Source organism: Arthrobacter sp. CMU6, assembly GCF_059090205.1.
The window spans coordinates 134,566-149,074 of sequence record NZ_JBNHFL010000003.1 but is presented as its reverse complement, the minus strand read 5'-3'; the positions used below and the strand labels follow the sequence as shown (position 1 = coordinate 149,074).

Sequence of the window (14,509 nt, the reverse complement as noted above, 5' to 3'; positions counted from 1 at the left end):
TTTACATATAAAAGGACTTCTGAATGCGCATCGCATCCATCAACGGCCGTGCCACCCTCATCACCGAAAGTGGCCAGGACCTGCAAGGCATCGACATTGAAAAATCGTCGAACGGCAAATTCCCAAGCAACACGCGAGAGCTACTGTCCCACCTCAACGAATTGAGGTCCTGGGCTGATAACCAGGACCTCGACTCTGATGCCTTCCCGGTTTCATGGGATTCGTTGGAAAGCCCGATCACCGACCCCCGGCAGATTTTCGCTATCGGCATGAACTACCAGGCCCACGCTGAAGAGGTCGCGATCGCAGCTCCCGAAGTTCCGGCCGTTTTTACCAAGTTCGCCTCAGCGCTCTCCGGGGCACGAAGGGCAATTGAACTGCCCTCCGATAGCGTCGATTGGGAGATTGAACTCGTTGCCATCATTGGGCGCGGAGGTCGCAACATCTCCAAAGAAGACGCCTTGGATCACATCGCCGGTTATGCGGTGGGACAGGACCTGTCAGACCGCGCTCTGCAATTCGCTGCAAGCTCATCACCACAATTTTCACTGGGAAAGTCTTACGCCGGCTTTGCCCCTGTGGGGCCTTGGATGACAACCTCCGACGAAGTGGCGGACCCGGGACAGTTGAAAATGCGCTGCACTGCGGGCGAGGAAGTGCTCCAGGACGGATCAACGTCAAACCTGATTTTCGACATCCCGACTCTGGTGGAGCACCTGTCGTCCGTCGTTGAGCTGACTCCCGGGGATCTGATCTTCACGGGAACTCCTGACGGCGTCGGTTTCGGTAGAAACCCCAAACGCTACCTGCGTACAGGCGAGGAGCTCGTCAGCACGATCGACGGACTGGGCGAGATCAAACAGCTCTTCTCGTAATCCAACTGGCCCTAAACAAGCCAATCTTCCAATTCAAGAGCGGCCACTTCAACAGGGAGTGGCCGCTCCCCCTTCCTCCCCGGATCCACGGTTCAAAGGAGAACAACAGTGAGCTCCACCCTTACCCAGCGCGAGAAGAATCGCGCAACTGCTCTCGGCACCATGGTCGGCGCCGGCATCGAATGGTATGACTTCTACGTCTTCGGCATAGCTGCCGCCCTGGTGTTCAACCGGATCTTTTTCCCCGGCGTTGACCCAGCCACCGGCACGCTGCTGTCGTTCGCTACGTTCGCTACTGCCTGGTTTGCCCGCCCATTAGGTGGAATCATCTTCTCGCACCTCGGGGACAGGCTGGGCCGCAAGCACATCATGCTGGTCACACTCATCCTCATGGGCACAGCCACCACAGCAATCGGACTGCTCCCCGACGCCGGTGCAATCGGGGTCTGGGCACCCATCAGCCTTGTCGTCCTCAGATTCCTCCAAGGCCTGGCCTGCGGAGGCGAATGGGGTGCCGCCACCGTAACCGCCGTTGAAAACGCCCCTCAGGGCAAGCGCGGCCTGTTCGGCGCCTTCCCACAAATGGGTGTGCCGATGGGACTGTTTCTCTCCTCGGGTGTATCCCTCCTCTTCTACATGCTTCCCGAAGATCAGCTCCTCGCTTGGGGCTGGCGAATCCCCTTCCTCCTCACACTCGTGTTTGTCGTCGTTGGCCAATACATTCGCCGCCGCTTGCCCGAGAGCGAGGACTTCAAGGAAGCGGCCAAGAACGGCGAAATCGTCCGATTCCCGATGCTCGAGGCCCTCCGCCGCCATCCCCGCGCAGTCCTAACCGTGTTCCTGGGACAAGCCATCGTTAACGTCACCTTCTTCACCGCAACAACCTTCATCCTCGACTACGCCACCAAGCACGGATCCTTCGAACGCACCACCGTCCTAGCGGTCGTAGCCCTTGCCGCTGTGGTGGATTTCTTCGCCATCCTCGCCGGCGGCCTGCTGGCCGACCGGTTCGGGGCCAAGCGAATCTACCTGACCGCCTGCGCAGCAGGAATCGTAGTCTTTGCGGCGATATTCCCCTTGACGGACACCGGCAATATCGCGGCACTCATCCTGGGAATCGCAGTCTTGTTCCCCCTTGTGCACGGGCTTGCCTTCGGCGCGCAAGCCTCGTTCTTCGCAGGCCTCTTCCCTCCGAACGTACGCCTTTCGGGCATGTCCACCGGATTCCAGTTCTCAGGCATGGCGTTTGGTGCACCACTTCCGCTGCTGGCGGGTTTCCTGATCGCAACGGCAGGCGGGTCCCCTTGGCTCCTGATCGCCTATATCGGCGCCGTCGGCCTTCTCAGCACCATCGGTACGCTCACGTCACCGCGCGAGTACGTACCGACTGCAACGCCGGAACCGGCCGCCCAGGCACGCGTCTAGCAACACCTGAACCAAACGTGACTCGAGGGACGAGACCGGCGATAGAAGCGACGGTCACGTCCCTCACTCATGCCTCTCCGGATGACCCCTCAAGTGCTTATCGCGAATTAACTGCTTAGCGATCGTCAGGGAACTATCCGGCCGGTTCCCCCGTTTCGGCTCCTCGCGAGCGGGATCCCTATCTGCGGATTTTCGCAACTGTAGAAGGGACCTTGAGGGTAAAGCAGCACGCGCATAATGGGGGTCAGAGTAGTCCCGCCACCAAACATTAGTGCCTGTGGCATTATCGAGACCCAGGTGCTCGCAGCCCGCCTAGGACGGCTCTAGAACTCAACCTCACAGGCGAAGGTTTGGAGGCAGCAGTGGCTGGACAGCGGTTCGCGTACATGCGCGTGAGCAGACTTCGCCGTGCCTAATCCATCAAGCCAAAGAAATGCCGCCGTCCACGACCAGGGTGTGGCCGTTGACGTAAGACGAAGATACACAATGGAAGCCGCAAACGTTGCCCAATGGGGACATTCTTCCATCGCGTTGAGGATTGCTTGTTTGTCGGCGGGGATGGCGGGTGGGAATGTCTGCTCGGTGCCGTTGATAGCGATGGTGGCTGAACGCAGCGGCCGTAGTTGGCGGATCAAGTTGCGGATCGCGAGCCCGGTCCGGTTCTGTGTTTCGCAGTTGAGTGCCAGCGCGGTGAACACGATGGTCAGGTGGGCTTCGATCGCGTCCTTGGTGCGGTGGAAGATGGGCCGGGCCCGTAGGTCGGTCTTGGACATCCGGAAGGACTGCTCCACATGCCAGGGGTCGTGGTAGCTGCCGATCACCTCGCCGGCGGGCATCACGACGATAGGGATGTTGGTGACGTAGCCTTTCAGCCCGACCAGGCGTCGTGCCCGCGCCAGCGATGCCTCACCGAGTGACCGGCTCCCGTTGCTGGTTTGATGAACCGTGGCGCTCGGGCGTTTTCTCGCCTGCGATGACCGCGCGGGCCTTGTTTTCCTGCAGTGTGAGGGCCGTGTTGTCCCGCGCTGCCCGTTTCGTCGAGTACGCCCACACCGCGCGCCAGGACCCGGTGTGCTGCCGGGGATCCCAGACTGGTTCGGCTATCACATACGGATCGCTCGCGAAACCGCCCCGGCCTAGCGTCTACGACACCTGCGCCCACGCGCCTCCTGTCATTTGAAGAGCGCCTTGTATCCTTCCAGATACCCCAGGGCGGTACAGGCCGCAGGAATCAGCACCAGCACCGCGAGTACGGCCGCGGCCATCAGCCAGTCCCCCCGCCCCAGCGCCACGGGCCGCCAGGTTGTCCGGGGTGAAAGCCCGAGTCCGCGGGATTCCAAGGATTGCGCCATCCGCTCGCCCTTCCGAAGAGACACCACTAGGAGTGAAAAGGCTGCTTTTCCAAAGTCACGGGCACTGGATGGCAGCCGTCCGTCCGGACGCAGCGGTGCCCGGACCGCGTGTGCCTGGCGAATGATCTGCCATTCACGCGGCAGGTCCTGCAGCATCCTGTAGCCGGCCAGGACTGCGTAGGTTACCCGCGGGCTAAGCCGCGCATGCTGCTGCAGGCTCGTCATCAGCCTGATTCCGTCGGTGGTAGTGGCAAAACCTATGGACAACACGCCGATCACCAGGGTCCGAAGCGCCAAGGATGCCCCGATGGTCAGCCCCTCCACGGTGACGCGCAGGCCGATGGCTTCCCACACCACCTCCCCCGGGCGGCTGAGGGCATTGACGCTCAGAAGTCCGAAGGCGAATCCGATAAAGGGGAGGTGCGCCAGTGCCAGAACGCGCCAGGGAACCCGTGCCGCCAGCAGCACCGCTGCCAGCGCCAGCAAGTACAGGAGGGCAGGGGTGACCGGGTCGAAGACAAAGAGCAGGGCAGCTGAGGCCACGAACAGGAGTGCGAGTTTGACGGTAGGGTTGCGTCGGCTCAGCGGCGAGTCGGTGATCACCGGTACCCCGCGTCCGGCGCTCATAGCCGCACCTTCTCGCGCTCCGATGCGGAGACCTTCGCGTCCAGCCCGTCCAGGACACGGCGGATAGCACTGTCATCTCCGGCCGCGTCCAGCAGCCATTCGATCAGCGGAGGCAACGTGATCCGCGCACGCGCCAGCGCTTCCCGGTCCCGGAGCACCTCAAACACCGGGGCGTCGGCGATGATGGTGCCGCCGGCAATCACCACCGCCCGGTGGGCCAGGGTGGCGACGGTACGCAGGTCGTGGCTGGACAGGACAATGGCCGTGCCCTTGGCTGCCGCGGCACGAAAAGCGCCAATTGCTGCGATGGTGGCGCTGCGGTCTAGGCCGAACGTTGGCTCATCGGCCAGGAGTGCAGGCCGGGAGTGCGCCAGCATCGCTGCCACACTGAGGCGTCGCTTTTCGCCGCCGGAGAGCCGGTAGGGGTTCTGATCCGCCAGATGCGCCAGCCGGTGCTCGGCGAGCAGTTCCTCCATCGATGCCCCGGGGTCCACGCCATAGCCGACCTCGCCCAAGACCGTGGTGGATACGAACTGGTGTTCCGGGTTCTGGAAGACCATACCCGGCCGCTGGCCCGTTACGGCTCCGGCAGCCGGAGCAAGCAGTCCGGCCAGAGAGAGCATCAGGGAAGTTTTCCCAACCCCGTTGGCGCCGAGCACTGCGACAATTTCCCCTGCATACAGGTGAAGGTTGATGTTTCGGAGCAGCACTTCATTGTCGTCCGGCGGAACTGAAGCGGACGGATGCCGCCTCAGGTTTCGGGCGCGGCGCCTCGCCGGGAGTACTGTGCGGCTGACCCAAAGCCCTTCGGCGGCCAGCACCACCTCGCCCCGGCCGGGCTGCGTTTCCGGTTTTACCGCCGGTTCCGGCGCGGTGACATCTGGCGCGGCGGCGTCCAGGGCTGCCGCCTCCGGTCCGGCCAGGGCCCGCAAGGCGGCGCGCACTTCTGGAGAGCCCAGGCCGCCCGGCACGCCGAATACAGCCTGCAGTTCTGATTCCAAGGGCAGCCAGCAGCCCGCGGCCAGCAGCTCAGGGGCTTCCTGTGCCAGGACGGCTTCCGTTGGCCCGTCGGCAAGGATGTCCCCGTCTGCGCTGAGCACGATCGCTCGTTCCGGCAGGCTGCTCAAGCCGGCAGGGCCCGCAAATTCGTCGATCCGGTGCTCCACGAGCACCACTGCGGGACCGTACCTGCCAACCGCGTCGGCAATGGCCTCCCTTACCGACGCTATACCCTCGGCATCGAGCATGGACGTCGGCTCGTCAAGCAGCAGCAATTCCGGCTCGACGATTAGGCTTGCTGCCAAGGCGATTCGCTGCCCCTCCCCGCCGGACAGCCGTGCGGTTCCGCGGCTCCTGAGTGCATGGGCACTGACGGCATCCAGGGCGGTGCTGATGCGTGCAGGAATCAGATGCGGGGCGACGCCGCGGTTTTCCAGCGGCAGTGCCAGCTCCTGCTCTACATCCGGCAGGCAGATCGACGATTCCGGATCCTGGTTCAGGACACTGACCTGGCGTGAGAGTTCTACGACTTCAGTTTCCGTCGTTTGGCGGCCGCAGACGGTGACGTTCCCGGTCAAAGTCGCTACCACCGAGTGCGGGATGACGCCGGTAAGCAGCTGCAGCAGCGTTGATTTTCCTGCCCCGGAAGGCCCGAAAATGATGGCGTGTTCACCTGCAGCGAGCCGCAGGGAGATATTGCGCAGCACCGGAGCGGTACGGTGCGGATATTCAACGGAGACGTGCTCCAGCACCACTGCGGGCACCCGGGGGCTTTTCACTGCCTTAGACCTTGATGAGCCGGTCACGGCCGATCGCGAAATTATCAACAACCCCGGTCTTTACGACAGCCTGCACGATCATGCGGGCGAGCAGCCCGCCGAGGACAATCCCCGAGACCAGCTGGATCGCCAGCCGGATGACAAACAGGTCCTGGCCGTACCAGCCGAAACGGAACGCTGAGAAGAAGAACACCAGTCCCGCGCCCATCAGCCCGGAAAGCGCGTAGATCCTCCAGCTGAAGGACTTGTAGCGGGTCAGCGCGAAGGGCAGCTCGCTGCCCAGACCCTGGATGGCGGCAACGAGGAAGAGCATCGGGCCAGCGGGTGAGCCAAGAAAGATTATCTCGATTCCGGCAGCCAGCATTTCCGCAATGATCCCGGCGAAGGGGCGCCTGATGATGGCTATTGCGATCGGGGCGACCAGCAGCCAGCCCCCGATCAGGAAATGGGATGCCAGGTCTCCGGCGGGACCCATCAGGACGGAGAGCCCGGTCCAGGCCTGGACCAAAGCCCAGTAGAGGAAGCCGAAAACCACACCGAGAACAACCAACAGCACGAGGTCTTTGAGCGTGAAGGGGACGCGTTTTCGGGCAGGCGTCGTCGGGGCCGGGGTGGTCGAGGTTTGGGGATGCACTATCGCGCCCTTTCTGAGGAATAAACAGGGCACGGGATTAGAGTCTTGTCTCTCCCTGCGCTGGCATGATCCAGATCAGGTTCAACGGTCGAAGCTTGAGAAGCTTCCTCTCAGCCCGGCTCACCGGACTCCCGTGTTCGAACCTGACTGTACACCGGGGGGGCATTTCTTTGGCAAGCCCCCGGTTAGGAGTAGGGTTTGCTTCAGTGACACGGGGTGCCCTGCTGATAAGGGCTGAGAGAACACCCGTTGAACCTGATCTAGTTAGTACTAGCGAAGGGATGTCGCGAATGACTATTCGCCTGACGCCTGACCATGCCTGGACCATGCTCGAACGGGTCCGGGGAACAACACCACTGATTCAGTGCTTGACCAATACCGTGGTGACGAATTTCACCGCCAATGTGCTGCTTGCCCTAGGCGCGGCACCGGCGATGGTTGATGTCCCCGCCGAGGCAGGACCGTTCGCGCGGGTCGCGTCGGGAGTGCTCGTGAATCTGGGCACCCCTCACGAAGAACAGCAGGCGGGCATGCGCAAGGCTGTGCACGGCGCGTCCGAATCCGGGACGCCCTGGGTTCTTGATCCGGTGGCCGTCGGCGTTTTGCCGGTCCGTACGGCGCTGGCCGCCGAGCTGCTGGATCACCGCCCGACGGCGGTCCGCGGCAACGCTTCAGAGGTCCTGGCGCTGGCCGGCGTGGGGCAGGGCGGACGCGGCGTCGATGCCGTGGATGGGTCGGAAACCGCCTTGGACGCAGCCAAGAGCCTGGCCCGCCGGTACGAGTCGATACTGGCCGTCTCGGGGCCAACCGACATCATCACGGATGGTACTGATGTCATCAGGATCAGCAACGGCCACCCGCATCTGACCAAAGTCACCGGCGGAGGCTGTGCGCTGGGAGCCGTCACCGCGGCCTTTCTCGCCGTCAACGATGACAAGCTCGCCGCTACCGCCGCTGCCACTGCCGTATACACGGTGGCCGCGGAAACGGCAGCTGAGGGCGTCCCCGGCCCGGGCACTTTCGCCGTCGCGTTCCTTGACGCCCTGACAGGTATCAACGATGAAATGATCTCCTCCCGAATGAATATCTCATGACCGCCGGGGACAGGACGGCCGGGCGCATCGAGGGCATCTATTTGGTGACCGATCCGCAGCTATGCGGTCCCAGGGGAGTGGTGGAGACTGCCCGGGCGGCTGTTGCAGGCGGGGTGCGGATCGTCCAGGTCCGTGAAAAAAGCGCGAGCACCGCCGACCTGTACGAGCTGGTCCTCCGTACCGCTGAAGCTGTGGGGCACGCGGCTACCGTTTTGGTGGATGACCGGATCGACGTGTTCTTGGCGGCGCGGGCGGCAGGGGCCGCCGTGCACGGAGTTCATGTGGGCCAGAGCGATCTTCCCGTCGAACGGGTTCGGGCGCTGGTGGGCGCCGGGGCCGTCGTCGGACTGACCGCAAACACCCGCGAACATTTGGATACCCTGCATGCCCTGCCCGCGGGGACGGTGGATTACCTAGGGGTGGGGGTTATCCGTCCGACTTCCACAAAGCCTGACCACCCGGCTCCGTTGGGCATTGAGGGCTTCGGGCGAACCGCGGCCGCTACGCCCCTGCCGTGTGTTGCCATAGGCGGCATTAAACCCGGTGATGTCGTCCCGCTGCGCCGCGCCGGGGCATCGGGGTTAGCGGTCGTGTCAGCCATATGCGCTGCGGATAATCCAAGGCACAGCGCCGAAGACTTTGTCGCACGGTGGGGTTCCTGAGGACCTAGCCGCCTAGCCGGGCATCGGCACAAGCATGCCCGGAGAAACCGCACCTGCCATAGAACTGCGCAGTGCCATCCATTCGTTTCGTCCCCCCGAAAGAAAGCGAAGAACCATGCAAATCTCAGAACAGATCGTCCTCGTCACCGGTGGCGGACGCGGCCTCGGCCACAGCATCGTTCAGGCGTTTGCGGACCAGGGCTCCCGGGTAGTGATCAATTACCGCAACAGCGCAGAGGAGAGCGAAGCTCTGGCCGCAAAGTACGGCCCCGGCCAGGCTGTTGCCCTGCAGGCTGACGTGACCGACGCCGATCAGGTCGCAGCCACGCTGGCCCAAGCCCAGGCCCACTTCGGCGGGGCGGTGACCACCGTGGTCAATAACGCCCTGGCGGATTTCTCCTTCAACGGCGACGCCCGGTCCGGCGCTGCCGGCATCACCTGGCCGGAATTCGAAGCCCAGTTCTCCGGCAGCGTCCGCGGCGCGCTGAACACCATTCAGCAGGCACTGCCTGGCATGCTGGAACACGGATTCGGCCGGATCATCAACATCGGCACCAACCTGTTCCAGAACCCGGTGGTCCCCTACCACGATTACACCGCGGCGAAGGCGGCCCTGCTGGCTTTAACCCGAACGATGGCCGCCGACCTGGGCCAGCACAATGTTTCGGTGAACATGGTCTCCGGCGGGCTGCTGCGCACTACCGATGCCAGCGCCGCCACGCCTGAGGAGGTTTTCGACTACATCGCCGCGGCCACACCCCTGCGCCGGGTCACCACCCCGTCGGGATTTGCCGACGCCATCCTGTTCTTCGCCTCCCCCTGGGCCCGCTCCGTCACCGGTCAAAATCTGGTGGTCGACGGCGGCCTGGTCATGAACTAGGGGCGGAGCGCCATGCCGGACCCGGCCGCATCCCAGCGGCAGCTTCACTTCAATGCTTTCCTCTTCGGCTGCGGCCACCACGGGGCCGCCTGGCGCAGGCCGGGATCCCCGGTGGACCAGCTGGGGAACATTGGCTTTTACGAACGGTTGGCCCAAAGCGCCGAACGGGGTCTTTTCGATGCGGTGTTTTTCGCCGATGGTCACTCCGTCGGCGATCCGGGCGAGGGACCGCGGTGGTTCCTTGAACCACTGACCGCGCTGGCGGCGATGGCCCGGGCCACCAGCAGGATTGGGCTGGTCAGCACCGTCTCGACGACTTTTTACACACCCTTCCATGCTGCGCGGATGCTGGCGTCCCTTGATCACATCAGCGCCGGACGCGTCGGCTGGAACGTCGTTACTTCCATGTTCGACGCCGAAGCCCGCAACCATGGGTTGGAGGCGATGCCTGCTCATGGGGAACGGTATGCCAGGGCGGCGGAATTTATTGAGGTGGCGCTACGGCTCTGGGATTCCTGGGCCGATGATGCGCTGATGATGGACCGGGCGGGCGCCTACGGTGATCCGGATAAACTGCAGCCGTTGCACCATGTCGGTGACCATTTCCGGGTGGAGGGACCGCTGACAGTGCCCCGGCCGCCCCAAGGCCGGCCTGTGCTGTTCCAGGCAGGCGCCTCCGAGCAGGGCCGCGTCCTGGCTTCACGGTATGCCGAGGGGATCTACGCCGTCGCCTATGATCTGCCCTCGGCCCAGGACTATTACGCCGATATGAAAAGGCGCATCGCAGCCGTGGGGCGAAACCCTGACACGGTGGCCATTATGCCCGGCCTGGTCACCTACGTGGGGACCACGAAGGCAGAGGCCCGCCGCCGGCAGGCTGAGGTGGACGCCCTGCTCCCGACCGCCCAGTCGCTGGCCCAGCTTGGCACGTTTATCGGTCAGGACTGCTCGCACTGGGAGCTGGATGCGCCCGTCCCATCGCTGCCGCCGGCTGACGGGTTCAGCGGACCGCAGGGCCGCTACAGAACGATCCTGCGGATCATCGAGGCGGAGAAGCCAACAGTCCGGCAACTGCTGGGAAGGCTGGCCGCCGGCGGCGGCCACTGCACGATGCTGGGAACTCCGGAGCAGATCGCTGATCAGATCGAGCTGTGGTTTCGCTCTGGTGCCGCGGACGGGTTCAACCTTATGCCGCCGCTGCTGCCCGATTCGCTTGACGAGTTCGTGGACCGGGTGATTCCGGTTTTACAGCGGCGTGGCCTTTTCCGCAGCAGCTACACCGCGGACACGCTGCGCGGACACCTCGGACTGCAACGGCCGACCGCGGGCGCCACGGACACTGCCTTAGTCCTATGAGCCCTTTCGCTGATCCAATCCGACGCGCGGCTGAATCAGGGCCAGCCGCATCAAACCCAGTCATATCTGACCAGGACAAGGAATGACCATGAACATCACACTGAACGGCAAACCCCACGCCATAGAGGCAGAAGCCTCCGTGACGACGCTCGTCAGCCAGATCACCGGGCAGGAACTTGTCCCCAACGGGCAGGCCGCCGACGGCCAGCGCGTAGGGGTGGCAATAGCGCGCAATTCAGAGGTGGTGCCCCGCAGCCAGTGGCACAGCACCGCTCTCGTTGAGGGCGATGACATCGAGCTCGTCACGGCAGTCCAGGGAGGATGAGGATCATGACCGAAACAACTGCACGTCCGGTCGCGCCTGGAACAGACGCCGACCGCCTGGTTATCGACGGCGTGGAATTGGGCTCCCGGCTCATCATGGGCACCGGCGGGGCACCGAGCCTGGACGGACTCGGCGCGGCGCTCCTGGCCTCCGGCACGGAACTGACCACGGTCGCCATGCGCCGCTATTCGCCCGCCGAAACGGGTTCGCTGTTCCAGCTGCTCGTGGAGAACAACATCCGGGTCCTGCCGAATACCGCCGGCTGCTTCACCGCACGGGATGCGGTCATGACGGCGGAGCTGGCCCGTGAGGCGCTGGAGACGGACTGGGTGAAACTCGAAGTCATCGCCGATGAGCACACGCTCCTGCCCGACGCGGTGGAACTCGTCGATGCCACCGAGCAGCTGGTCAACCGGGGCTTTAAGGTTTTGGCGTACACCAACGACGATCCGGTTCTGGCGCTGCGTCTGGAGAACCTGGGAGCCACGGCCGTGATGCCGCTGGGCGCTCCGATCGGGACGGGCCTGGGAATCCTCAACCCGCATAACATCGAGCTGATCGTGTCCCGCGCCTCTGTGCCTGTGGTGCTGGACGCGGGCATCGGCACCGCCTCGGACGCTGCCCTGGCGATGGAACTGGGCTGTGACGCCGTGCTGCTGGCGACCGCCGTCACCCGGGCGCAGAACCCTGCGCTGATGGGCGAGGCCTTCAAGCATGCCGTTATCGCCGGTAGGCTGGCGAAAGCGGCCGGGCGGATCCCGCGCCGCGAGCATGCGCTGGCGTCTTCCGTGATGGAAGGCCGGGCCGAATTCCTCTAAGGCGCTCAAATACTTCCGGGAAAGTTGATTAATGTCGGTGTCCCGCAAGCCCAACCTCGCCACTGTTAACTTTTGTTTGGTGGTTGAATCACAGCGTGAGGGCGGTTTCCGCAGTCCCGTCTGCTACCGCAGCCGCGGATCCTAGAACCGGACACCAGGAACTTAGCGGGGCGCGGCGGGCGAAGTGGATGGCTTGCGTGCAGGATGGAGACCATGGAAGTCCTCGGTAGCCGCATCCTGCTTCACCCGTCCGAACTTGAGCGGAGCCAGCGGTTTTACCGGGACACGCTGGGCCTGGCGGTCTACCGGGAGTTCGGGACCCGCAGTGCGCCGGGCCTGGTGTTCTTCCTGGGCAACGGTTTTCTCGAGGTCAGCGGACAGTCGGCCGACCGGCCCGGGAATGCCCTGGCAATCTGGATTCAGGTCCGCGATGTGCAACTCGAGCACGAGCGGATGCTGGCGGCCGGGGTACCGGTGATCCGCGAGCCGCAGCAGGAACCATGGGGACTGGTGGAGATGTGGATTGCGGACCCCGACGGAGTACGCATAGTGCTCGTTGAGGTTCCCCAGGACCACCCCCTGCGCCGGGACCAACGGTAGTCATGCCTGCTCCCGGGAGCCGTCCCGGCACATCCTCTCCGGCGGAACGGAGGCCCGAAAACCGGGCTGAGTCGGAGCTGTGGCATATCACGGCCTATAAGACCCAAGGACGCCCGGGCGGAATATCCCACGCCGTACCACTGAACTGCAGCGAGTCGACAGCCGGACTAAGGCGGTCGACCCCATGCATAGCATCGGCCGCCCTAACCAGGGTCAAGTGCGAGAACGCTTGGGGAAAGTTGCCGGCCATCCGTCTTTCGTCCGTTGCGTACTCTTCGCTCAGCAGGCCGAGCTCGTTGGAAAGCCCCACGAGCTTGTCCATAAGCAGGTCCGTCCGGTTCGGGCACACCTCAATCTGACAGATGTCTCCTTGCCTGGACTGCAGAAGCAGTGGGAATCGATTAGTCGCTATGCCAGAAGAACCACTCTGCCGACGCCCACAACCGGGGACAATTCTCATAGGTTATCCACAGCTACTGCTGCCAGGGAGCTACCCCAACGGCTCCCTACTCCAGCCGTGGATAACCCAATTTGATCCCAGCCGTGGACGGATCAAAGTCGCCCAGTGCCGACCGCGTGATCAGCAAACACATGTCTTGTCCGTCCGCAGGCAGGTTGGCGGAAGGTCCATTATCGGCGATGCGGAAAGACGGCGGGAGGCGTCACCACTACCCGACGCATCGCCCGTTTAGGTGCGGCCCTTGAGTTGGTCCCAGGCGACCCGAGCAAGCCAGAATTCCGATACGTCACTTGTTTTGCGTACGCTCCGGCCGGTGAGCAGTTCAACCTGGTTGAGCCTGTAGACAAGCGTTTGGCGATGGGTCCCGAGCGTGTCGGCGGTTTCTTTCCACCGTAGGTCGTGGTCCAGGAAGGCGAACAGCGTTTCTCGGAGCAGGACATGCTTGGGTTCGTCCGATGAGATGGGCCCCAGGACTGTTTGGACTATGTGTGCTGTTTCCGTTCGTGACCGCGCCAGCAGTGAGACGCGTTCTCCATGGAACTCGCGCCACAAGTCTCCGGAGGAACTGGCGAGGGCGAGCTCGGATGATGCTTCTGCGATAGCGCCTGCCAAGTCGGCAACGTCATGGTGTTCTGCAGAAACTCCGGCAGCCATCGACAGCTCGTACAGGATTTCCCTCACGGCCGCGATCTCCGATGCGCGAGTTATGAGAATCGTCTTTTCGTTGCTCCGCGTAGATAGAAGCTTGAGCCCGGACAACGCGATTGCCAATGGGATCCGGTGATCTACTTCGCCGTCGGTAACTATGGCACGGTAGACAACGTGCCCTTCCTTATCACCAAGCCATGAAATGAGGCGCTGGTCTGGCCGGCCCGCCAACGCAGAATCCAGTGCCGAGCTACGTTCCCGGATCCGCTCCTGGGCCTCTTGGAGAATTGCGTTGGCGTCAACGGCAAGAACCTGTGTCAGGTGCACCAATGAGAAGGCGTCCAGCTGGGCCTCGGCACTGACTGCTAGGTGTGTGGCCCTGTGCGTTCGTAAGGGGTACTTGCGCCAATCGTTCCGGCCAAGGACTCCGTCGCCGATGACGACGCAGCCTGTAGCTTCGTCTATCACTTGGAGATCAGCACGAAACAGGTCGCGCAATGGTTTTCCTGACCGCCGCTCAGACGTGCTCTGGCCGCCTACGACCTGGTAGAGCTTGGCCAGCACGAGGACGTTCATAGTTTGGCGATCTGCGTTTGCAGCTGCAACAGTACGCGCGATTGCCACAAATGGTGTGTTGTGCCCGGTGGAGAGAATTGGGAAGCCCCGCGCCTCGGATTCGTCGAGCATTGCCTTGGTCAAACGGGGAGCAAGATCATCGTCACCCACCGTGATTCCGGCTAAGCCCGCTTCATCAAGGCTGGCTATGAACTCGCGCTGAGCTTGGCTCTTAGATGGAATACACAACCCGATCGTCATCAGCAATTCATGAGGGCCGAGCCAGCGCGCAGGTTCAGCCATCTCACAGGAGTGTGCCCACAGCACAGACCTGTGGATCCCGCCGGCACCACTGACGAGGCGGGTATCCAGGCTTGGATCCGCTACGAGGTCGGCAATAGTGATCGTAGGTTCCACATT

14 protein-coding genes, 1 pseudogene and 2 riboswitches are annotated in these 14,509 nt (G+C 63.2%); of the genes and pseudogenes, 9 read left to right on the top strand and 6 right to left on the bottom strand.

Translation table 11 applies throughout. The annotated features are described in order from the left end of the window. Window positions 1-23: 23 nt before the first annotated feature. The gene (locus AC5RWD_RS03240) at window positions 24-875 is read left to right on the top strand and encodes a fumarylacetoacetate hydrolase family protein (RefSeq protein WP_494018660.1); all 852 of its coding nucleotides are present in this window, start codon (window positions 24-26) and stop codon (window positions 873-875) included. 108 nt (window positions 876-983) lie between these two features. Further along, window positions 984-2,300 (top strand): MFS transporter, encoded by a 1,317-nt coding sequence (locus tag AC5RWD_RS03235; protein WP_494018659.1) that lies wholly within the window; start codon window positions 984-986, stop codon window positions 2,298-2,300. Between the two features lie 323 nt (window positions 2,301-2,623). Here AC5RWD_RS03235 and AC5RWD_RS03230 read toward each other — a convergent pair whose 3' ends face one another. The 4 genes from AC5RWD_RS03230 to AC5RWD_RS03215 all read right to left on the bottom strand — a co-directional run bounded on the left by AC5RWD_RS03230 (window position 2,624) and on the right by AC5RWD_RS03215 (window position 6,691). Beyond that, window positions 2,624-3,385, bottom strand: a complete 762-nt coding sequence (locus AC5RWD_RS03230) for an IS1634 family transposase (RefSeq protein ID WP_494018731.1) — start codon at window positions 3,383-3,385, stop codon at window positions 2,624-2,626. A gap of 87 nt (window positions 3,386-3,472) precedes the next feature. After that, window positions 3,473-4,279, bottom strand: a complete 807-nt coding sequence (locus AC5RWD_RS03225; RefSeq protein WP_494018658.1) for an energy-coupling factor transporter transmembrane component T family protein — start codon at window positions 4,277-4,279, stop codon at window positions 3,473-3,475. Next, a complete protein-coding gene (locus tag AC5RWD_RS03220; RefSeq protein ID WP_494018657.1) occupies window positions 4,276-6,057 on the bottom strand; it encodes an ABC transporter ATP-binding protein in 1,782 nt (593 codons plus the stop codon). The genes AC5RWD_RS03225 and AC5RWD_RS03220 overlap by 4 nt, the downstream gene beginning before the upstream one ends. 4 nt (window positions 6,058-6,061) lie before the next feature. Beyond that, a complete protein-coding gene (locus AC5RWD_RS03215) occupies window positions 6,062-6,691 on the bottom strand; it encodes an ECF transporter S component (RefSeq protein ID WP_494018656.1) in 630 nt (209 codons plus the stop codon). Window positions 6,692-6,726: 35 nt separating this feature from the next. Next, window positions 6,727-6,836: riboswitch (TPP riboswitch) on the bottom strand. A gap of 57 nt (window positions 6,837-6,893) precedes the next feature. After that, a riboswitch (TPP riboswitch) is annotated at window positions 6,894-6,990 on the top strand. On the opposite strand from AC5RWD_RS03215, the gene thiM reads away from it, so the two are divergent. The 7 genes from thiM to AC5RWD_RS03180 all read left to right on the top strand — a co-directional run bounded on the left by thiM (window position 6,982) and on the right by AC5RWD_RS03180 (window position 12,426). Then, on the top strand, window positions 6,982-7,785 hold the full coding sequence (gene thiM / locus AC5RWD_RS03210; RefSeq protein WP_494018655.1) for a hydroxyethylthiazole kinase: 804 nt from the start codon (window positions 6,982-6,984) through the stop codon (window positions 7,783-7,785). (Overlaps the previous riboswitch by 9 nt.) Further along, window positions 7,782-8,447, top strand: a complete 666-nt coding sequence (gene thiE, locus AC5RWD_RS03205) for a thiamine phosphate synthase (RefSeq protein ID WP_494018654.1) — start codon at window positions 7,782-7,784, stop codon at window positions 8,445-8,447. Before thiM ends, thiE begins: the two co-directional genes overlap by 4 nt. Window positions 8,448-8,562: 115 nt before the next feature. Next, window positions 8,563-9,327 carry a 3-oxoacyl-ACP reductase gene (locus AC5RWD_RS03200; protein ID WP_494018653.1) on the top strand — a complete coding sequence of 255 codons (765 nt, stop codon included), beginning with the start codon at window positions 8,563-8,565 and terminating at the stop codon, window positions 9,325-9,327. Window positions 9,328-9,339: 12 nt separating this feature from the next. Then, window positions 9,340-10,683: an LLM class flavin-dependent oxidoreductase gene (locus tag AC5RWD_RS03195; protein WP_494018652.1), complete on the top strand. Its 1,344-nt coding sequence runs from the start codon at window positions 9,340-9,342 to the stop codon at window positions 10,681-10,683. 88 nt (window positions 10,684-10,771) lie between these two features. Then, window positions 10,772-11,008, top strand: a complete 237-nt coding sequence (thiS, locus tag AC5RWD_RS03190) for a sulfur carrier protein ThiS (RefSeq protein WP_494018651.1) — start codon at window positions 10,772-10,774, stop codon at window positions 11,006-11,008. Between the two features lie 5 nt (window positions 11,009-11,013). Continuing rightward, window positions 11,014-11,826, top strand: a complete 813-nt coding sequence (locus tag AC5RWD_RS03185) for a thiazole synthase (RefSeq protein ID WP_494018650.1) — start codon at window positions 11,014-11,016, stop codon at window positions 11,824-11,826. 213 nt (window positions 11,827-12,039) lie between these two features. Continuing rightward, window positions 12,040-12,426 (top strand): VOC family protein, encoded by a 387-nt coding sequence (locus tag AC5RWD_RS03180; protein ID WP_494018649.1) that lies wholly within the window; start codon window positions 12,040-12,042, stop codon window positions 12,424-12,426. 94 nt (window positions 12,427-12,520) lie between these two features. Here the strand turns inward: AC5RWD_RS03180 and AC5RWD_RS03175 are convergent. Then, window positions 12,521-12,751: pseudogene (locus tag AC5RWD_RS03175) on the bottom strand (glycoside hydrolase family 15 protein); the annotation flags it as partial. 363 nt (window positions 12,752-13,114) lie between these two features. Beyond that, the gene (locus tag AC5RWD_RS03170; RefSeq protein ID WP_494018648.1) at window positions 13,115-14,506 is read right to left on the bottom strand and encodes a PucR family transcriptional regulator; all 1,392 of its coding nucleotides are present in this window, start codon (window positions 14,504-14,506) and stop codon (window positions 13,115-13,117) included. Window positions 14,507-14,509: the final 3 nt, after the last annotated feature.